The sequence below is a fragment of the Rhizobium sp. BK008 genome (assembly GCF_014197345.1).
GTDB lineage: Bacteria > Pseudomonadota > Alphaproteobacteria > Rhizobiales > Rhizobiaceae > Rhizobium > Rhizobium anhuiense.
In genome coordinates this window covers 1,194,857-1,213,011 of sequence record NZ_JACIFK010000001.1, presented here as the reverse complement: position 1 = coordinate 1,213,011, position 18,155 = coordinate 1,194,857, and the positions used below count along the sequence as shown (strand labels likewise).

Sequence of the window (18,155 nt, the reverse complement as noted above, 5' to 3'; positions counted from 1 at the left end):
AGCGACCGCATCGATAACCGGCATCGGAAACAGGCAATGTCTAACCTTTCGAATTTCGTGCACCATCATTTCGACAAACCGGCCGATGAACTCGGCGATATCGAAAAGCGCGTGCTGGCGAAAACGCACGCGCGCAAGATCATCTCGACCGACGTCAATGCCGCTCTATCCGCCGAGTCATCCTTCGGCGAGCGTATCGCCGATGGCATTGCCCGCGTCGGCGGCTCGTGGTCCTTCATACTCGCCTTCCTCGCCTTTCTCGCCGTCTGGACACTGTTGAACACCATCGGTCTGGTGGCGAATCCCTTCGACCCATACCCCTTCATTTTTCTGAATCTGATCCTGTCGATGATCGCCGCCATCCAGGCGCCGATCATCATGATGTCGCAGAACCGGCAGGCCGAGCGCGACCGCTTCGAGGCCGCCAAGGATTATGAGGTCAATCTCAAGGCCGAGCTCGAAGTGCTCTCCCTGCACCAGAAGATCGATATGAGCGTGCTGACCGAGCTGACGGCGCTGCGCGAGGATGTGGCCCGCCTCAGCGCCGAACTTTCCGCCAGAAGCTGAGGCAGCGCTTATTGCGCAATGATCAGCCGCCCGGACCGGCAAACAGGATGAGATTTCCGTCCGGATCCAGCACGATGAAGTTTCTGGCGCCCCACGGCTCCTTCCTGAGGGGCTGATGGAAGGATACGCCTGCGGCCTGGAAATCCAGGAACAGGCGCTTGATCTCGTCTGATGTACCGACGGTAATCGAGGCTGAAAGCAGATGCTCCCGTTGCCTGATATCGCCGACGAACACGGGCTCGCATACCAGCCTCAGAGCGAGTTGAGCATTGTCGCGGATGACCTGTCCGTAAAACGGCGGGTCGCCATAGACGAAGTCGACCCTGAAGCCGAGTTTGCCGGTGAAGAATTCGCACGACGCTTTGATATCGGTGACGAACAACTGCGCGGATAGCGAACTCAGGATGGCTTGTGGTGCTGGCTGTTTTTTCGGATCTGTCATGGCTGCGGCTCCTGTCTTGAGCGCCTGCCATCCCTCGAAACCCATTTGACGTGCAATCAGGTCCTGCGCGTCGCTAAGCTTGAAGCGCGCCTCCAGCACCTGGCTGTCATCGAGATGACGGAAGCGCGGCAACGCAGCTCTGATCTCGGCTGCAACAGGATAGTATCTTTCGCTGTGCCATCGCAAATACTGCTTGGCCTGCTTTTTGCAGGTTTTCGAGATTCGGCATGGGCGCAACTGTTGATACATTGTAGGCGGGCATTGCCCTTTCGACATTCGACGAAGCGCCCTACGCAGCAGGGTAAACCTAGCCTCGGCGATCAACCTTTGTCAATCACGGGCCGGCGAGGATGACGATGGGGGATTCACGGCGTATTGCGGCAGGCCGTCCGATATCTCGTAGAAATCGCCCTTGTCGGCACAGTAGATATGATGGCCGAAGGTCAGGCCGCTCGGCGCGTCGAAGGCGCCGGCCATCACCGAAATCTCCGCCGATCCGTCCGCCTGCCAGAACAGCGCGGAGCCGCAATTCGAGCAGAAGCCGCGCTGCGCCTCGTCACTCGACCGGTACCAACGGACCGCCTCAGTGCCATCGACCGAAAGAGCCGCGCGGGCCACATTGACCGCGGCGTAATAAAATCCCGTCTGCCGGCGGCACTGCGAGCAATGGCAGCCAACGACTGGTCCTGGCCTCGCCGTCGTTGAAAATCGCACGGCGCCGCAGAGGCAGCCGCCTGTATGCCGTCCGGTCATGATCGCTCTCCCGTTTATGACGGAACGTTGCCGGCGATCGCCCCCGGCGTCAAATCCATTCCGTTCAACGAAATCATCAGAAATCTTGAAAATCGCTGGCCTTATGCATGCTTGGTCGGCTCGAGCACCTGTTGCTCGACGACAACAGCCGCCAACCTCATCTCATCCCGGCATTGAATCGCCGGCTGTTGTCGGCGATACTTAAGGTCCAATTCACTCGACCCCCGGGAGACTGACATGAGAGCGACCCTGTCCAAACAGAAAGGAAAAATCCCCCACAAGGACATTCAGCTTCATGAATATTTCGTTCTCTCGCGCGAGGAAAAGCTCGCGACGCCATAACTCCTTCCTGAACCTTTTCCGTGACGATTCCAGTGCCGCCGACCGCGGCCGGCGTTGGTCGCGCATGCGCAAATTCCTCTCTTACTACCGTCCGCATCTGCCTTTGCTGCTCGCGGATCTGCTTTGCGCCATCCTCGTCGCCGGCACCGCTGTCGCCTTGCCGCTCTGCGCCAACATCGTCACCAGCAGGCTTCTGGCTCTGCCCGAGGCACCGCAGGCCTTCGCACAGATCCTGGCGATGGGCGGCATCATGCTGGCGGTTCTGGCGGTCCAGATCGCTGCGATCTTCTTCGTCGACTATCGCGGCCACGTCATGGGCGCCCGCATCGAGGCCACGGTGCGACAGGAACTGTTCGAGCATTGCCAGAAGCTCTCGTTCAGCTTTTACGACCGCCAGCGCACCGGTCAGCTGATGAGCCGCATCACCAATGATAGCCTGTGGCTGGGCGAACTCTTTCACCATGGTCCTGAGGATCTTTCCATCGCCGTGCTCAAATATGGCGGGGCCATGCTGGTGTTGTTCTTCATCGATCCGCCATTGGCAGGCATCATCCTGCTGCTCACTCCGGTGGCGGTGGCCTATGCGCTCTATTTCAACCGGCGCATGAACCGCGCGCTCGAGGCCAGCAAACGGCAGATCGCCGCCGTCAACGAGCGCGTCGAGGATGCCCTCGCCGGCATCCGCGTTGTCCAGTCCTTCGCCAACGAGGCGCTGGAGCGCGAACGCTTCGCCGAGCAGAACCGGCGCTTCCTGCAAAGCCGCGCCGAAGGCTACCGCAGCGAGGCCTGGTTCTCGGTCGGCACCGAAACCTTCGCCCAGCTCATTACCATATTGGTGATCATCGTCGGCGGCCTGCGCATTTTGGCGGCGGAGCTGACCGTTCCCGATATGCTGACCTTCCTGCTCTGCGTCGCTGTGCTGGTCGATCCGGTGCAGCGGCTCGCCAATTTCGTACGCCTCTGGCAGGAGGGTTACACCGGCTTCATCAGGGCCATGGAGATCCTGGAGATCGCCCCCGATATCACGGATCAGCCGGCCGCCCGTCCAATGGCGGCGCCAGAGGGCGAGATCAGCTTTTCCGATGTTGCCTTCGGCTACGAGTCCGATGGTCCGCGCGTCCTCGAACGGCTGTCGCTGACCATCGCGCCCGGAGAGTTCGTTGCCCTGGTCGGCCCCTCGGGGGTCGGCAAGAGCACGCTTTGTGCGCTCATACCACGCTTCTACGATGTCGAGGCCGGGGCGATCCGCATCGACGGCACCGATATCCGCGAGGTGACGCTGGCCTCGCTCCGCCGCCATGTCGGCGTGGTGCAGCAGGATGTCTACCTCTTTGCCGGTACCGTGGCGGAAAACCTGCGTTACGGCCGGCCCGACGCCACCGACGCCGAACTAGAGGCGGCGGCGCGCGCCGCCAATGCGCACGACTTCATCATGGCCCTGCCCCAAGGCTACGACACCGATATCGGCCAACGCGGCGTCAAGCTCTCGGGCGGCCAGCGCCAGCGCATTACCATCGCCCGCGCCTTCCTCAAAGATCCGGAGATACTGATCTTCGACGAGGCGACCAGCGCGCTCGACAACGAGAGCGAACGGGCGGTGCAGCAGGCGCTGCTCAGCCTGGCAAATGGTCGAACCACCCTGGTCATCGCCCATCGTCTTTCAACCGTCCGCCATGCAGACCGCATCCTGGTCCTGACGGCTGACGGCATCGTCGAACAGGGCACCCATGACGACTTGATGGCGCAAGGCGGCGTCTATGCCGGCCTGCACAGTATCCAGGCCAGCATCTGAGCCGCCATCCGTAAGCACAGCAATAAAAAAGCCCGGCATCGGCCGGGCTTTTCTTCATCCGTTTCGGGCTGATATCAGCCGTTGGCAACCAGGCGCTTCTCGTCGCGGCCGCCCTTCATGCGCTCGGCAAGCAGGAAGGCGAGCTCGAGCGCCTGGTCGGAGTTGAGACGCGGGTCGCAATGGGTGTGGTAGCGATCCTGCAGATCTTCGGCCGTGACGGCGCGGGCGCCGCCGGTGCACTCGGTCACGTCCTTCCCGGTCATCTCGACATGGATGCCGCCGGGATGCGAGCCTTCGGCGCGGTGGATCTGGAAGAAGCTTTCGACTTCCGACAGGATCCGCTCGAAGGGCCGGGTCTTGTAGTTGTTGAGCGTGATCGTATTGCCGTGCATCGGGTCGCAGGACCAGACGACCTTGCGGCCTTCGCGCTCGACGGCGCGGATAAGCTTCGGCAGGCTCTCGGCAACCTTTTCGTGGCCGAAGCGGCAAATCAGCGTCAGGCGCCCGGCTTCATTAGCCGGATTTAGAATATCGATCAGCTGCAACAGATCGTCGGCCTGCAGTGACGGACCGCATTTCAGACCGATCGGGTTCTTGATGCCGCGGCAATATTCGACATGCGCATGGTCGGCCTGGCGCGTGCGGTCACCGATCCAGATCATGTGGCCCGACGTTGCATACCAGTCGCCCGAGGTGGAATCGACGCGGGTCAGCGCCTCCTCGTAACCGAGCAGCAGCGCCTCGTGGCTGGTGAAGAAATCGGTTTCGCGCAGCGCCGGCTGGTTTTCCGAGGTGATGCCGATCGCCTTCATGAAATCCATGGTTTCGCTGATGCGGTCGGCAAGCTTGCGGTAGCGCTCGCCCTGCGGGCTGTCCTTGACGAAGCCGAGCATCCACTGATGCACGTTTTCGAGATTGGCGTAGCCGCCCATCGCGAAGGCGCGCAGAAGGTTCAGCGTCGCAGCCGACTGCCGGTAGGCCATGGCCTGGCGCTCCGGGTTCGGAATGCGCGACTCCTCGGTGAACTCGATGCCGTTGATGATGTCACCTCGATAGGCCGGCAAGGTTACGTCGCCCTGCTTCTCGACATTCGAGGAACGCGGCTTGGCGAACTGGCCGGCGATGCGGCCGACCTTGACCACCGGCAGCTGCGCGCCGAAGGTCAGCACGACAGCCATCTGCAGAAAGGCGCGGAAGAAGTCGCGGATATTGTCGGCGCCGTGTTCGGCGAAGCTCTCCGCACAGTCGCCACCCTGCAGCAGGAAGCCGTTGCCTTCGGCAACATTGGCGAGATGCTTCTTCAGGCGGCGCGCCTCGCCGGCAAAGACGAGCGGCGGATAGCTGGCGAGCTGGGCCTCCGTTGCCGCCAAAGCGGCTGCGTCGGGATATTCGGGAACCTGCAGGATCGGTTTCTGCCGCCAGCTGCTCGGGGTCCAATTCTCTGCCATCTCACTCACCTCACTCACATCCATACCTTAGGATGCCCTCAATATGCGGCGGCTTATAGACCTTTAGGTCAGTCTTGCAAAGACCATTCGCCGACAGTTGTCGCCTCGCCGCCGCCGCCCGCCATTCTCCAGTTAAACCAGCATATACCATGTCGATTTCCCCATATTTTAGACTTTCCATGTAGAACCGGTGAGAGTTTCAACATCGGGGTAATGGCATGGCGATCCTTCCGTCCGGTTTCATATCGGACCGCTCGGGCAATTTCGGCATCATGACGGCGCTGCTGGCGGTGCCGCTCTTCGGTGCTGCCGGCATGGCGGTTGATTTCGCCCACGCGCTCAGCCTGAGGACACAGCTTTTCGCCGCCGCCGACGCCGCCGCCGTCGGTTCGATCGCCGAAAAATCCGGCGCGGTCGCCGCCGCCATGACGATGAGCGGCAACGGCACGATCTCGCTCGGCAAGGACGATGCCCGCAACATCTTCATGTCCCAGATGTCCGGGGAGCTGACCGACGTTCACGTCGATCTCGGCATCGACGTCACCAAGACCGCCAACAAGCTGAATTCGAAGGTTTCCTTCAGCGCGACCGTGCCCACCACCTTCATGCGCATCCTCGGTCGGGACTCGATCACGATCTCGGGCGCCGCGACGGCGGAATATCAAACCGCCGCTTTCATGGATTTCTACATCCTGCTCGACAACACGCCGTCCATGGGCGTCGGCGCCACCGCGACCGATGTTTCCAAGCTGCAGGCTAAAACAGGCTGCGCCTTCGCCTGCCATCAGATGGACCAGAGCACCAACAACTACACCATCGCCAAGAGCCTCGGCGTCGCCATGCGCATCGACGTCGTGCGCCAGGCAACCCAGGCGCTGACCGATACGGCCAAGACCGAACGCGTCAGCAGCGACCAATTCCGCATGGGCGTCTATACATTCGGCACCAAGGCTGAGGACGCCAAGCTGACGACGATCTCCAGCCCAACCTCCGATCTGACGAAGGTGAAGAATTACACCGACGCCGTCGACCTGATGACCATTCCCTACCAGAACTACAACCAGGACCAGCTCACCAGCTTCGACAGCGCCCTGACGCAGATGAATACCATCATCGATCCGGCCGGTGACGGCACGTCGAATATCAGCCCTGAAAAGATCCTCTTCTTCGTTTCCGATGGCGTCGGCGACAGCTACAAGCCGTCGACATGCACCAAGAAGACCACCGGCGGCCGCTGTCAGGAACCGATCGACACCTCCTTCTGCAAACCGCTGAAGGATCGCGGCGTCAAGATCGCCGTGCTCTACACCACCTATTTGCCGCTGCCGACCAACGACTGGTACAACAAATGGATCAGTCCCTTCCAGAGCGAGATTCCGACGAAGATGCAGGCATGTGCCTCGCCCGGCCTCTATTTCGAGGTGACGCCGACCCAAGGTATCGCCGATGCGATGAAAGCGCTCTTCCTCAAGGTCATCCGCGCTCCCCGCATCACCAGCTAATCCATGCCGCCCGGAAGTGAGCCGCGGCTCCGGGTCGACGACATGCAGGGCTAAAGCCCCTCGCGGCCTAAAGCCGCTTGCCGTCGCGGATCCGATAGCTCGGCGCATACATGGTGACGAGCTCTTCGGCGGCCGTCGGATGCAGAGCCATCGTCCGGTCGAAATCGTCCTTGGTGCAGCCAGCCTTCAGCGTGATGCCGAGCAGCTGCGCCATTTCGCCGGCATCGTGGCCGAGGATATGGGCGCCGACGACCTTGCGGCTCGCCGCATCGACGATCAGCTTCATGATCATCCGCTCGGCCCGGCCGGACAGTGTGGCCTTCAGCGGCCGGAACTGGGCGCGATAGACTTCGAGTTCGCCATAACGTTTGCCCGCCTCCTCTTCCGAAAGACCGACGGTGCCGATCTCCGGCTGTGAGAAGACGGCGGTCGGGATCAGCTCGTAGTCCGGCCGGGTCGGATTGTTCTTGTATTCGGTTTCGATGAAGCACATCGCTTCGTGGATCGCCACCGGCGTCAGCTGTACCCGATTGGTGACATCACCGAGCGCATAGATGTTTTCGACATTGGTGCGGGAATATTCATCGACGATAACGGCGCCGCGTTCGTCGACGGCGACACCGGCCGCCTCTAGACCGAGGCCTTCCGTATTCGGATCGCGCCCGAGCGCCAACATTACGACGCCGGCCTGCAGCGTGCCGCTGTTCAGTGTCTCCAGAATGAGGCCGCCGTCCTCACCCTTCGAAACCTTCTGCAGCATGTCGTGGCAGAGGATACGGATGCCCTTGGCGACCATTGCCTCGTGCAGCCCGCGTCTCAGATCCTCGTCGAAGCGTGACAGGATCTCGGCACCGCGATAGATCAGCGTCGTCTCGACGCCAAGCCCATGGAAGATATTGGCGAATTCGACGGCGATATAGCCGCCGCCAGCGATCACGATCGATTTCGGCAGTTCTTCGAGATGAAAGGCCTCGTTGGAGGAGATGCAGAGCTCGTGACCAGGAAGGGCCGCATGCGGGTTCGGCCGTCCGCCGGTGGCAATCACGATCGTCTTTGCGGTCACCGTCTGCCCAGTCTTCAGCAGCCGCACCGTATGGGCATCGACGAGTTCGGCGCGCGTTTCCAAGATCTCGGCATTGGCGCCGGCGAGCCCCTTCTTGTAGAGACCTTCCAACCGGGCGATTTCGACATCCTTGGCCGCCACCAGCTTCTTCCAGTCGAAGCTGCTCTCGCCGACCGTCCAGCCGAAGCCTGCCGCATCCTCGAAATGCTCGTGGAACTGCGAGGCATAGACGAAGAGCTTCTTCGGCACGCAGCCGCGGATGACGCAGGTGCCGCCATAGCGGTATTCCTCGGCGATCGCCACTTTCTTGCCGAGCGAGGCAGCGACACGCGCGCCACGTACGCCTCCGGAACCGCCGCCGATGACGAAAAGGTCGTAGTCGTAGGAAGACATGAGGAGCTCCGGGAGGGAATCGCAGGAAGGATGTTCCTGATATAGGAGCGATCGTCACGAAAACAAAAGCCCGCTCCTGCGTCATCCCGTTCCCATCGCCGAATCTTCGCGGCAAATGGTCAATCCGGTCACCGTTACGGTTGATCCCGTCACCGTTTGCGGTTGACCCGGCCACGGTTTACGGTTGACCCAGCCGCCTCGGGCTGGCACGCAATCCACGGGATATAGAAAGCATGCCGGAGCAAAAGATGGATCAGACTCTCTTCGCCAACCTGTGCAAGGCCGGCAAATTCAAGGAAGCGCTCGGGCTCGCCACCCAGGGCCACGAGAATGAGAAATTTACGCCAAGCCGGTTCGCGATGGACAAGAGAACAGGGCTGCCGATCTTCTATCGCGGCAACAAGCGCGTGGAACCGGATGAGACGGGTGTGTGGCAACTGGCAAAGAACTCGGATGCTTGGGGCTGAGCGGCCAGGGAGTATTCTTCAGATATCGCCGTTGTCAGCGGGTGATCCGGAAATCCGCCAGCGTCGTCTCGAGTTTAGCTGCTTCCGTTTCGACGCCTGAAACCGACGCTCCCGCGGGTCCCCGCCTGAGACGTTCGATCATTGTCGCGATGGCGATATCCGGTCCCGCGATCAACGCGACGACGGTCCCGTCCTGTTCATTGCGTACCCAGCCGGTCAGACCGAGGAGCACCGCCTCATCGCGCGTCCACATGCGAAAACCGACACCCTGGACCTTGCCGGATATCCGCACTCGGACAGCCTTGTCATGATCGGACATCTGCAGTCACCTAAAACCTCGCCGGCGGCATTTGCGGCATCATAGCAAAAAAGCCCGGACGATGCCGGGCTTTCGCAAGTTTGGTGGGACAGGCTTTACTGCTGGGCTGCCGGTGCGGGAGCCGGAGCGGCCGGGCTGTCGGTTGCCGGCGGCGGCGCCTTGATGACCTTGGAAAGCTCGGCATTGCTCTGCTTTTCCAGATCGCGGGAAATGCCCTGCGCCCAGATGTCGGCAGCCTTCGCCGTCTCGCGCGAGGCGACAGGGCCGTCGCGCAGCAGCTTCTTGCCGACGTCGGAATTATAGAAATCGGCGATCGCCTTCAGCTCGTCGACGGTAAAGGTCTTGGCATAGGTGAGTGCTGCTTCCTTCTCCAGATCGCCACGGCGCGGCGCCAGCTTCAGCGCCTGCGCGTCGACCGTCGAGGAAATAACGTCCTGGTAGTTCGGCGAATCCTGGATCAGGCCGGCCTTCAGGCGCTCGGCGAGACCAGGCAGGATGTTGTCGAACTGGGCAGTGGCGCCGATGGCGTCGATCGCGGCGCGAGACGCCTTCAGCTGCTCCTCGGAGACCTCCTGCGCCTTGACGGCAGAGCCGAAGGCAAGCCCGGAAAGAACGACGGTCGCAGCGGCGAAACGGCCAAGACCTGCAATGTTCATCATGAGTATATGCTCCTGTTATCTGTTTGCCTGCAGTGTGCGCACACCCGCAGGACCGGCAATGATCGCAAGTGCCGCCATATTGATAAAGAGCCCGTGTTCAACGACGCCGGGTATGGAATTCAGCTCGCTCGAAAGCGCCTCTGCATCAGGAATGCGGCCAAAAGATGCATCGATGATGTGATGGCCGCCATCGGTGGTAAACTCTCCGTCACCGGACTGGCGCAGATTAAGTTCACCAGAAAGACCAAGCCGGGCCGCGACCTTCTCAATTGCGATCCGCGTCGAGACGAGCCCAAACGGATTGACCTCGATCGGCAGCGCGAAGGCGCCGAGCGTCTCGACCAGCTTGCTCTCGTCGGCAATGACGATCATTCGCTCGGAGGCGGCCGCGACGATCTTTTCACGCAGCAGCGCGCCGCCGCCGCCCTTGATCAGTCTCAGCCCCGCATCGACCTCGTCGGCGCCATCGATCGTCAAGTCGAGTGCCGGCAGTTCGTCAAGCGACTTCAGCGGTACGCCGAGTTCGACGCAAAGCCGCGCGGTCCTTTCCGACGTCGGAACGCCTTCGACTTTGAAGCCGCCAGCGACCTTCTCTGCCAGCAGCCGAACGAATTCCTCCGCCGTGCTGCCGGTGCCGATCCCGAGACGCATCCCGCTTTCGACATGAGCGAGTGCGGCCTCGGCGGCCTTGATCTTCATTTCGCGGGCATCCATGCGCCGCCAGCTCCGATTATTGCGTTGGATGTGCTGTTTACACGGCTCGCCTGGCAAACGAAAGTCAAAATCATCACGGAAAATGAAAAGCCGAAACAGATGCCTGCGGCCCTCGCGACCATTGCTGGACGTTGCTTTCCGCCGCGCGATCGCCTACCCCAGGAACGAGCTGTCGTTCCCGGGGCGACCCCGTCGCTCCCCGGGACGATCCTTTGTATCTCAGGACGATCCATCCCTCAAAGAGACATGCCCTTGACCCCTGCCCCCACTCGCCCGGCGCTTGTCGTCTTCGATCTCGACGGCACGCTTCTCGACACCCATGTGGATCTGGTCGAGAGTCTGAACCATACGATCGCAGCCCTCGACCTCGAACCCGTCAGCTATGACGATCTCACCCACCTCGTCGGTCAGGGCGCGCGCGTGATGATCGAGCGCGCCTGCCGGCTGCGCGGCCATCCGCTTGAAAGCGATGCTCTGCCGCCGCTGGTCGAGCGCTTCGTCGCCCATTATGCCGGCAACATGCCCGGCCGTACTCAGCCCTATCCCGGCCTGGTCGCCGCCATGGACCGGCTCAAATCACAGGGTTACCGACTCGCCGTCTGCACCAACAAGATGGAAAGCCTGGCGCTCGGTCTCCTCGACAAGCTTGAGCTCACCCGATATTTCGACGCCATCACCGGCGGCGACACCTTCGAATACCGCAAACCCGACGCCCGCCACCTCACCGGCACCATCGACCGCGCCGGCGGCGACATCGCCCGCGCCGTGATGATCGGCGATAGCGTCAACGACATCGCCGTCGCCGGAAACGCTGGCGTTCCGTCGATTGCCGTGCCGTTCGGTTATTCCGACGTGCCGGTGAACACGCTGGGACCGGACCACATCATCACCCATTTCGATGAGCTGACGACGGAACTGGTCGAGATGCTGATCCGCGATTTCGCGGCGAAGGTTGCGGTCTGAGGCGATCGCTCACTCGCCTCCGCCATTCCTCCAGAGGGGGTGCCACACGGCACGCCCTCTCTACTTTGACTTTGTTTCCGTGCTCACCGCCAAAACAAAACGGGCGGCCCGAAGACCGCCCGCCAAAATACCGATAGAAACCTAGGTCAAATCTGCGCCCCACGCGCCTTGGTCGTCGCCTCGAAGGCCTTGTCGACATAGGCGTCGCGGCCGTAGACGTCGTCGAAATATTCCACCACACCGTCCTTGTTCGGCCAGGCGGTGAAGTAGGAGACGTAGACCGGGATCCTCTGCGGCACGCGCACAGCATGGTTCTGCCCATTGGCGATCTGCTTGGCGACGTCGTCAACCGTCGTGCCGAGCACGGCGGCCGCCATCGCACGCGGATTGGCAAGGCGCACGCAACCGTGGCTGAGAGCCCGCATATCGCGCTTGAAGAAGCTCTTCGACGGCGTGTCGTGCATGTAGATCGCGTGGCTGTTCGGGAACAGGATCTTCAGTTCGCCGAGCGCATTGTCGCTGCTCGGCGGCTGGCGCACCGAGACGTTGTCGGTCGAGCCGTACCAGTCGACGCTGGATGAGGCGACGGCATGGCCGTTCACCTCGACCTCATAGCCGAGCTGGTCGAGATAGTTCGGATCCGAGCGCAGCTTCGGCAGCATCTCATTGATGATGATCGATTGCGGCACGCCCCAGAACGGGTTGAACTCCACCGTCTCGATCTCGTCATCGAAGAAATAGGTCTGGTTGTTCTTGCCGCCGACCACCACGCGCATCGACAGCTGTTCCTTGCCGTCATTGTGGTAGTAGGCCATGTAGGCCGGCTGGTTGATCATGACGTAGCGGGAACCGAGATCCTCCGGCAGCCAGCGCGCCTGCTCCATGGCGACGACCAGCTTGTCGATCTTCGAGGCATTGGTGTCGCCGCCGGTCATGGCGCGCACCGTCGCCTGGCCGATGACGCCATCGGCCTTCAAGCCGCGCTCCTTCTGGAAATCCTCGACCAGCGCAACGATGTCAGGCGAATAGTCGATGCCGCCTGCGTAAGCAGCAAGCGTTGCCGCGTGATCCGTCCTGAGCGTCTCGGAACCGTGCTTGCCGATCGCCTTGACGATATTGGCGATCTCGGGCGAGCTGTCGCCGGGTCTCAGCAGCTTGTCGAGCGAAACGACGATCTGTTCCTCGTTGCCGCCGTCAGCGGCGCGAAGCTTTGCAAGCTCCGTCTTCAACGCCTGGAACTGCGGACTGTCGGGAGAGCGGTTGGCGATATAGGCACCGACATTGGGGCTCATGCGGGCAAGCTTCAGCACCGGCGTCAGGTTAACGACCTTGCGCTGGAAGTCGTGATAGCCGGAGATCTTGTTCGGATCGATGCGGCCGCGCTCCGTGTCCTGCACGAAGGCAAGGACCTTGGCGGAGAGTTCTAGCTCGAACTGCGTCAGCGCCCGGTCGCGGAAGGCGGGATCGGGATTGGCCGGGTCGATCGCCGGCGTCTGGACGGCGTAGTCGGCAGGGTCGAGACCGACGGAGGCCGCATCGGCAAGTGCCGTCATCGCCGCCTTCGCGCGGTCGTTGATCTGGTTGCCTTCGACCCAGACGAGCGGATTGCGGCTGTCGCCATAATAGGCTTCGAGCGCTTTTGCGACGTCGGCATTGGCGCGCACCTTGGCCTGCGCCAGGAAACGCCGCTGCACCGCAGGTTCGGCGCCGGCATCGCCGCTTGCCGAAACATCGGCGACCGCGCCGGTGACGACGGGATCGGCGAACTTGCCGGTATCGACGAGCTGCAGCGTCTCGGTTTTATAAGTATAATAACGCGGACCACTCACCTTCGGCAGCGGCGCTTCCGGGTCGAGCCCGCCGAGCGAGCCCCCGACGGCGCCGCGCGGCACCGGTCGGCCGGGCGCCTGATCCATGAAGATGGTGCTCTGGCTCCGCTGCCTGTCGCCGCGCAGCATGTCCATCAGTGTGTAAGCATGCGCGGGTGCGGCACTCATCACTGCTATGCCGCAGGAAATTGCCAATGCGGATGCCGCGCTTTTCAAAACGAACGTCATATATCTTCCAGTCCCGGTCATGCTGTTCTCAGATCAAATCCCGCGAAACTCAAGCAGCGTAGGGCCTCATTGATCAGAAACCGGCCTGCGCCGCCAGCGCCGGCGGACTCAATTTTGTGTGACGGAGGTCCTGCACGGCGCCGTGCAGCAGTTCACACAAAATTATGAAATTATTAGTTAATTTTTTACCGAATTTTCGGCCACAGACCAGTGGGGCAAAAACGCCCGGACGCATAAAATTTCCGAAGTGGCCTAAAAGGCACGCCGAAAAGCCCGCGCAAACATGACTGTCATCTTCAATATTTCGCACGGCATCCGGTTTTCTTGTCGGACTTTCCAACCTATAAGACCTCATCTTTCGAAGATGCCCGAAAACAGCATGTAAAGGGAAGGCAAGGCCGATGACCGCAACCCGCACCGAAACCGATACTTTTGGCCCGATCGAGGTCGCCGCCGACCGATATTGGGGCGCCCAGGCCGAGCGTTCGCTCGGCAATTTCAAGATCGGCTGGGAAAAGCAGCCGCTGTCGATCGTGCGGGCACTCGGCATCGTCAAGCAGGCGGCCGCCCGCGCCAACATGTCGCTCGGCCAGCTCGATCCTGCCCTCGGCCAAGCCATTGTCGATGCCGCCCAGGAAGTGATCGACGGCAAGCTCGACGAGCATTTTCCGCTGGTGGTCTGGCAGACCGGTTCGGGCACGCAGTCCAATATGAATGCCAATGAAGTGATCTCCAATCGCGCAATAGAAATGCTTGGCGGCGTCATGGGTTCCAAGAAGCCGGTGCATCCGAACGATCACGTCAATATGAGCCAGTCGTCGAACGACACCTATCCGACGGCGATGCACATTGCCTGCGCCGAACGGATTGCGCACCAGCTGCTACCCTCCCTCAAGCACCTTCATGCCGCCCTCGACATGAAGGTCACCGAATTCAGCCACATCATCAAGATCGGACGCACCCACACCCAGGACGCGACGCCGCTGACGCTCGGCCAGGAGTTTTCGGGTTACGCCGCCCAGGTCGGCTCCGCCATCAAGCGCATCGAAATGACCCTGCCCGGCCTCTGCGAACTGGCCCAGGGCGGTACTGCCGTTGGTACCGGCCTCAACGCGCCGGTGGGTTTTGCCGAAAAGGTCGCCGAAGAGATCGCCGCCATCACAGGCATGCCCTTCGTCACCGCGCCGAACAAATTCGAGGCGCTCGCCTCGCATGACAGCATGGTCTTTTCCCATGGCGCCATCAATGCGGCGGCTGCCGCTCTCTTCAAGATCGCCAACGACATCCGCCTGCTCGGTTCCGGCCCGCGCGCCGGCCTTGGCGAGCTGGCACTGCCGGAAAACGAGCCCGGTTCCTCGATCATGCCCGGCAAGGTCAATCCGACCCAGTGCGAGGCGCTGACCCAGGTCTGCATTCATATCTTCGGCAACAACGCGGCGCTGACCTTCGCCGACAGCCAGGGCCATTTCGAGCTCAACGTCTACAATCCGATGATGGCCTATAATTTCCTGCAGTCGGTGCAATTGCTCGCCGACGCCGCCGTCTCCTTCACCGACAATTGTGTCGTCGGCATCGAGGCGCGCGAGGACAATATCAAGGCCGGCCTCGAACGCTCGCTGATGCTGGTGACCGCACTCGCCCCGAAGATCGGCTACGACGCGGCGGCCAAGATCGCCAAGACGGCGCACAAGAACGGCACGACGCTGAAGGAAGAGGCACTTGCGAGCGGCTTGGTGACATCGGAGGAGTATGACGCGATCGTGCGGCCGGAAACGATGATTGGGCCGAAGTAGGACGGTTGAGAAGGCCTGTCCGCTCCCCTCACTCATTCCCTTCCTCGGGCTTTGCCCAAGCGATGTCACAAGAATTGAGTGAGGATGAGTGGAGCGCCCTCCGAAATCTCCTGCCAAAGCGGATGAAAACCCCACTTTCGCATGCCTGCCCTGCCGGGGGAGCAACTCACGGCAAACCTGGGAAACGTCAAACCAACAGCGAAAAATTGTCCATCACGACAGAATTGCCCATGAAGTCGAACCGGATTTCTTCGATGTCTTCGAGATTGACCTCGAGATTGGGGCCGGTGACCTCAAGTTCCTGCTGATAGACGATCAAGCCGTCGTTCAGCGCGGTGAGCGTCAGGTGAAAGGGCGATGCCGACAATTCGGCGATGGAAACGCTCTGAAAGGTGAACTCACCGCCATCGAGCATTTTCAAGACGACGGGCGCCGAACCCGGGGCTAGAACGGTGTCGCTGAAACCATCCTCGGTGATGGCGTCGACGCCCGGGATGGTATCATAGACATAACCGTTCAGAAGCGTCAGTTCATGACTGCCGTTCACAGAGAGCGCAAAGCCCCGATAGTCAGGGAGGAAGAAATTATCTGCCCTTGATGTGACGCCCATATCGTCGAAATCGAGGACTTCGTGATATTTGTCCTCTTCATTGACGCCGTCGATCGCGAGCGTCAGAACCCCGACATCCGTGCCGCCTGCGCCATCGGAGATCTTGTAGCGGATTTCTTCGATCAGTTGTTCGTGCGCCCGCAGGTTCTTCACCACGTCGAGCGTAAAATCCAGCTCGTACTCGAAATGGCCGTCCGGCCGCACGGTGAAGGTTCCATAGTCCCCTCTTATGATGGTTTCCTGGGCGAGCCCATGTTTCGCGTCGACGCGCACACCGTCGAAAAAGCGAAGATAAAGCGTCGATCCCTCGGGATCGCTGTCATTGGGGAGCAAGTCACCTCGGATCCAGTCGTGCTCGAAGAAAATGCGGAGGTCGTCGTTAGCAGTTGGCTTTGCATTCGTCATCGGAAGCTCCAGCAAGTTAACGCGGCCGGGAATATGGACTGGCTGCGAACCGAAGGCAACTTTGAGTCGTCTTTAACGGAAGCTCGTGCCTTTTTCGCTATTTCACCTCGTTACGCGCCGGCAGCGAAAACATATGCGACCATGGCCTCGACCGGCGGGACTGCGACCGTATCCCGATTGCATTTGCGCTGCAGCGGATTTAGACCGGTTCCAATTTAGCGACGCCCTACCAGAAAGGTCACTTCGATGGCTGACGATCTCTTCCCGCTCGGCAAGGATGCCACCCCCTACCGCAAGATCAGCGGCGACCATGTCTCGGTCGATACGTTCAAGGGCCAGGAGATTCTGACCGTCGAGCCGGAAGGCATCCGCCTGCTGGCCGAAACCGCCTTTGCAGATATCAACCACCTGCTGCGCCCCGGCCACCTGAAGCAGCTCGCCGCGATTCTCGATGACCCGGAAGCGACGGACAATGATCGTTTCGTCGCCTACGATCTGCTGAAGAACGCCAATATCGCCGCCGGCGGCGTGCTGCCTATGTGCCAGGATACCGGCACGGCGATCATTATGGGCAAGAAGGGCCGCAGGGTCTGGACCGAGGGCGAGGATAGTGCAGCGTTGGCCCGCGGTGTCATGGATGCCTACGAGAAGAAGAACCTGCGATATTCGCAGCTCGCGCCCATCAAGATGTTCGAGGAGAAGAATACCAGGAATAACCTCCCGGCCCAGATCGACATTTATGAGGAAGGCACCGACGCCTATGAATTCCTCTTTGTCGCCAAGGGCGGCGGCTCGGCCAACAAGACCTTTCTCTACCAAGGCACGCCCTCGCTGCTGACGCATGACCGGATGATCGACTTCCTTAAGGAGAAGATCCTGACGTTAGGGACGGCAGCCTGTCCCCCCTACCATCTGGCGATCGTCATCGGCGGCACGTCGGCCGAGATGAACCTGAAAACCGTCAAGCTCGCCTCTACACGCTATCTCGACGCGCTGCCAACCGAAGGTTCCGAGAGCGGCCATGCCTTCCGCGACATCGAGATGGAGAAGGAAATCCATAAGCTGACGCAGCAGATGGGCGTCGGCGCCCAGTTCGGCGGCAAGTATTTCTGTCACGACGTGCGTGTCATCCGCCTGCCCCGCCACGGCGCGTCGCTGCCGATCGGGCTCGGTGTCTCCTGTTCCGCCGACCGCCAGGCCAAGGGTCGCATCACCCGCGACGGCATCTTCATCGAGCAGCTGGAAAGCGATCCGTCGAAATACATGCCCGAGATCGACGAGGCGAAACTGTCGGAATCGACGGTGCGCATCGATCTCAACCGGCCGATGGCCGAGGTGCTTGCCGAACTCTCCCGGCATCCCGTCAAGACGCGCCTGTCCTTGACCGGCACCATCATCGTTGCCCGCGATCTTGCCCATGCCAAGATCCGCGAACGGCTGGAAAAGGGCGAAGGCATGCCCGATTACCTGAAGAACCACCCCGTCTATTATGCCGGCCCGGCCAAGACGCCTGCCGGCTACGCCTCCGGCTCCTTCGGCCCGACGACGGCCGGCCGGATGGACAGTTACGTCGACCAGTTCCAGTCCTTCGGCGGCTCGATGGTGATGCTCGCCAAGGGCAACCGGTCGCGCGCCGTGCGCGAGGCCTGCAAGAAACACGGCGGATTCTACCTGGGTTCGATCGGCGGCCCCGCCGCCCGTCTTGCCCAGGACTGTATCCGCAAGGTCGAAGTCTTCGAATATCCCGAACTCGGCATGGAAGCGGTCTGGAAGATCGAAGTCGAAGACTTCCCCGCCTTCATCGTCATCGACGACAAGGGCAATGACTTTTTCCAGGAACTGAATTTGGGCTGACCGGGCGGGCTG

Annotated in this window: 16 protein-coding genes and 1 pseudogene; 7 read left to right on the top strand and 10 right to left on the bottom strand. The window is 61.1% G+C overall.

Annotation, left to right across the window (positions count from 1 at the left end; genetic code table 11):
* Positions 1-36: 36 nt before the first annotated feature.
* Complete coding sequence (locus tag FHT69_RS05890) at positions 37-567, top strand: DUF1003 domain-containing protein (protein WP_028758558.1); 531 nt, start codon at positions 37-39, stop codon at positions 565-567.
* 22 nt (positions 568-589) lie between these two features.
* Here FHT69_RS05890 and FHT69_RS05885 read toward each other — a convergent pair.
* Positions 590-1,238 (bottom strand): annotated as a pseudogene (locus FHT69_RS05885) (VOC family protein).
* Between the two features lie 101 nt (positions 1,239-1,339).
* On the bottom strand, positions 1,340-1,762 hold the full coding sequence (locus FHT69_RS05880) for a GFA family protein (protein ID WP_047610093.1): 423 nt from the start codon (positions 1,760-1,762) through the stop codon (positions 1,340-1,342).
* A gap of 295 nt (positions 1,763-2,057) precedes the next feature.
* Here FHT69_RS05880 and FHT69_RS05875 point away from each other — a divergent pair, with 295 nt between their 5' ends.
* On the top strand, positions 2,058-3,896 hold the full coding sequence (locus FHT69_RS05875; protein WP_183905081.1) for an ABC transporter ATP-binding protein: 1,839 nt from the start codon (positions 2,058-2,060) through the stop codon (positions 3,894-3,896).
* Between the two features lie 74 nt (positions 3,897-3,970).
* Here FHT69_RS05875 and FHT69_RS05870 read toward each other — a convergent pair whose 3' ends face one another.
* Positions 3,971-5,344 carry a class II 3-deoxy-7-phosphoheptulonate synthase gene (locus tag FHT69_RS05870; RefSeq protein WP_168333223.1) on the bottom strand — a complete coding sequence of 458 codons (1,374 nt, stop codon included), beginning with the start codon at positions 5,342-5,344 and terminating at the stop codon, positions 3,971-3,973.
* A 218-nt stretch (positions 5,345-5,562) separates the two neighbouring features.
* Between FHT69_RS05870 and FHT69_RS05865 the strand changes: the two genes are divergently transcribed.
* Complete coding sequence (locus tag FHT69_RS05865; RefSeq protein ID WP_063475001.1) at positions 5,563-6,846, top strand: pilus assembly protein TadG-related protein; 1,284 nt, start codon at positions 5,563-5,565, stop codon at positions 6,844-6,846.
* Positions 6,847-6,913: 67 nt separating this feature from the next.
* Here the strand turns inward: FHT69_RS05865 and gor are convergent, their stop codons facing one another.
* A complete protein-coding gene (gene gor, locus FHT69_RS05860) occupies positions 6,914-8,302 on the bottom strand; it encodes a glutathione-disulfide reductase (protein ID WP_132571955.1) in 1,389 nt (462 codons plus the stop codon).
* 248 nt (positions 8,303-8,550) lie between these two features.
* Between gor and FHT69_RS05855 the strand changes: the two genes are divergently transcribed.
* Positions 8,551-8,769, top strand: coding sequence for a hypothetical protein (locus FHT69_RS05855; RefSeq protein WP_028758550.1), 219 nt, complete (start codon positions 8,551-8,553; stop codon positions 8,767-8,769).
* A gap of 34 nt (positions 8,770-8,803) precedes the next feature.
* On the opposite strand, the gene FHT69_RS05850 is transcribed toward FHT69_RS05855, so the two are convergent.
* The 3 genes from FHT69_RS05850 to rpiA all read right to left on the bottom strand — a co-directional run bounded on the left by FHT69_RS05850 (position 8,804) and on the right by rpiA (position 10,461).
* Positions 8,804-9,088, bottom strand: a complete 285-nt coding sequence (locus tag FHT69_RS05850; RefSeq protein WP_028758549.1) for an acylphosphatase — start codon at positions 9,086-9,088, stop codon at positions 8,804-8,806.
* Positions 9,089-9,183: 95 nt separating this feature from the next.
* Entirely contained in the window at positions 9,184-9,747 is a 564-nt protein-coding gene (locus FHT69_RS05845) for a DUF2059 domain-containing protein (protein WP_028758548.1), read from the bottom strand.
* A 15-nt stretch (positions 9,748-9,762) separates the two neighbouring features.
* Positions 9,763-10,461: a ribose-5-phosphate isomerase RpiA gene (gene rpiA, locus FHT69_RS05840; RefSeq protein ID WP_028758547.1), complete on the bottom strand. Its 699-nt coding sequence runs from the start codon at positions 10,459-10,461 to the stop codon at positions 9,763-9,765.
* 246 nt (positions 10,462-10,707) lie between these two features.
* On the opposite strand from rpiA, the gene FHT69_RS05835 reads away from it, so the two are divergent.
* A complete protein-coding gene (locus tag FHT69_RS05835; protein ID WP_174824473.1) occupies positions 10,708-11,424 on the top strand; it encodes an HAD family hydrolase in 717 nt (238 codons plus the stop codon).
* A 146-nt stretch (positions 11,425-11,570) separates the two neighbouring features.
* Here the strand turns inward: FHT69_RS05835 and FHT69_RS05830 are convergent, their stop codons facing one another.
* Positions 11,571-13,481, bottom strand: coding sequence for a murein L,D-transpeptidase (locus FHT69_RS05830; protein WP_183905080.1), 1,911 nt, complete (start codon positions 13,479-13,481; stop codon positions 11,571-11,573).
* Positions 13,482-13,554: 73 nt separating this feature from the next.
* Entirely contained in the window at positions 13,555-13,791 is a 237-nt protein-coding gene (locus FHT69_RS05825) for a hypothetical protein (protein WP_125853729.1), read from the bottom strand.
* Between the two features lie 91 nt (positions 13,792-13,882).
* Here FHT69_RS05825 and fumC point away from each other — a divergent pair, with 91 nt between their 5' ends.
* Positions 13,883-15,274, top strand: a complete 1,392-nt coding sequence (gene fumC / locus FHT69_RS05820) for a class II fumarate hydratase (protein ID WP_097594339.1) — start codon at positions 13,883-13,885, stop codon at positions 15,272-15,274.
* Positions 15,275-15,461: 187 nt separating this feature from the next.
* Here the strand turns inward: fumC and FHT69_RS05815 are convergent, their stop codons facing one another.
* The gene (locus FHT69_RS05815) at positions 15,462-16,289 is read right to left on the bottom strand and encodes an Ig-like domain-containing protein (RefSeq protein ID WP_028758852.1); all 828 of its coding nucleotides are present in this window, start codon (positions 16,287-16,289) and stop codon (positions 15,462-15,464) included.
* Positions 16,290-16,535: 246 nt separating this feature from the next.
* On the opposite strand from FHT69_RS05815, the gene FHT69_RS05810 reads away from it, so the two are divergent.
* Positions 16,536-18,143, top strand: coding sequence for a fumarate hydratase (locus FHT69_RS05810; RefSeq protein WP_097622377.1), 1,608 nt, complete (start codon positions 16,536-16,538; stop codon positions 18,141-18,143).
* Positions 18,144-18,155: the final 12 nt, after the last annotated feature.

Bases quoted from the DNA above. Each gene is read 5' to 3' on its own strand.
- FHT69_RS05890 (WP_028758558.1), top strand. From the start codon at position 37: ATGTCTAACCTTTCGAATTTCGTGCACCATCATTTCGACAAACCGGCC.
- FHT69_RS05880 (WP_047610093.1), bottom strand. From the start codon at position 1,762: ATGACCGGACGGCATACAGGCGGCTGCCTCTGCGGCGCCGTGCGATTT.
- FHT69_RS05875 (WP_183905081.1), top strand. From the start codon at position 2,058: ATGAATATTTCGTTCTCTCGCGCGAGGAAAAGCTCGCGACGCCATAAC.
- FHT69_RS05870 (WP_168333223.1), bottom strand. From the start codon at position 5,344: ATGGCAGAGAATTGGACCCCGAGCAGCTGGCGGCAGAAACCGATCCTG.
- FHT69_RS05865 (WP_063475001.1), top strand. From the start codon at position 5,563: ATGGCGATCCTTCCGTCCGGTTTCATATCGGACCGCTCGGGCAATTTC.
- gor (WP_132571955.1), bottom strand. From the start codon at position 8,302: ATGTCTTCCTACGACTACGACCTTTTCGTCATCGGCGGCGGTTCCGGA.
- FHT69_RS05855 (WP_028758550.1), top strand. From the start codon at position 8,551: ATGGATCAGACTCTCTTCGCCAACCTGTGCAAGGCCGGCAAATTCAAG.
- FHT69_RS05850 (WP_028758549.1), bottom strand. From the start codon at position 9,088: ATGTCCGATCATGACAAGGCTGTCCGAGTGCGGATATCCGGCAAGGTC.
- FHT69_RS05845 (WP_028758548.1), bottom strand. From the start codon at position 9,747: ATGATGAACATTGCAGGTCTTGGCCGTTTCGCCGCTGCGACCGTCGTT.
- rpiA (WP_028758547.1), bottom strand. From the start codon at position 10,461: ATGGATGCCCGCGAAATGAAGATCAAGGCCGCCGAGGCCGCACTCGCT.
- FHT69_RS05835 (WP_174824473.1), top strand. From the start codon at position 10,708: ATGCCCTTGACCCCTGCCCCCACTCGCCCGGCGCTTGTCGTCTTCGAT.
- FHT69_RS05830 (WP_183905080.1), bottom strand. From the start codon at position 13,481: ATGACGTTCGTTTTGAAAAGCGCGGCATCCGCATTGGCAATTTCCTGC.
- fumC (WP_097594339.1), top strand. From the start codon at position 13,883: ATGACCGCAACCCGCACCGAAACCGATACTTTTGGCCCGATCGAGGTC.
- FHT69_RS05815 (WP_028758852.1), bottom strand. From the start codon at position 16,289: ATGACGAATGCAAAGCCAACTGCTAACGACGACCTCCGCATTTTCTTC.
- FHT69_RS05810 (WP_097622377.1), top strand. From the start codon at position 16,536: ATGGCTGACGATCTCTTCCCGCTCGGCAAGGATGCCACCCCCTACCGC.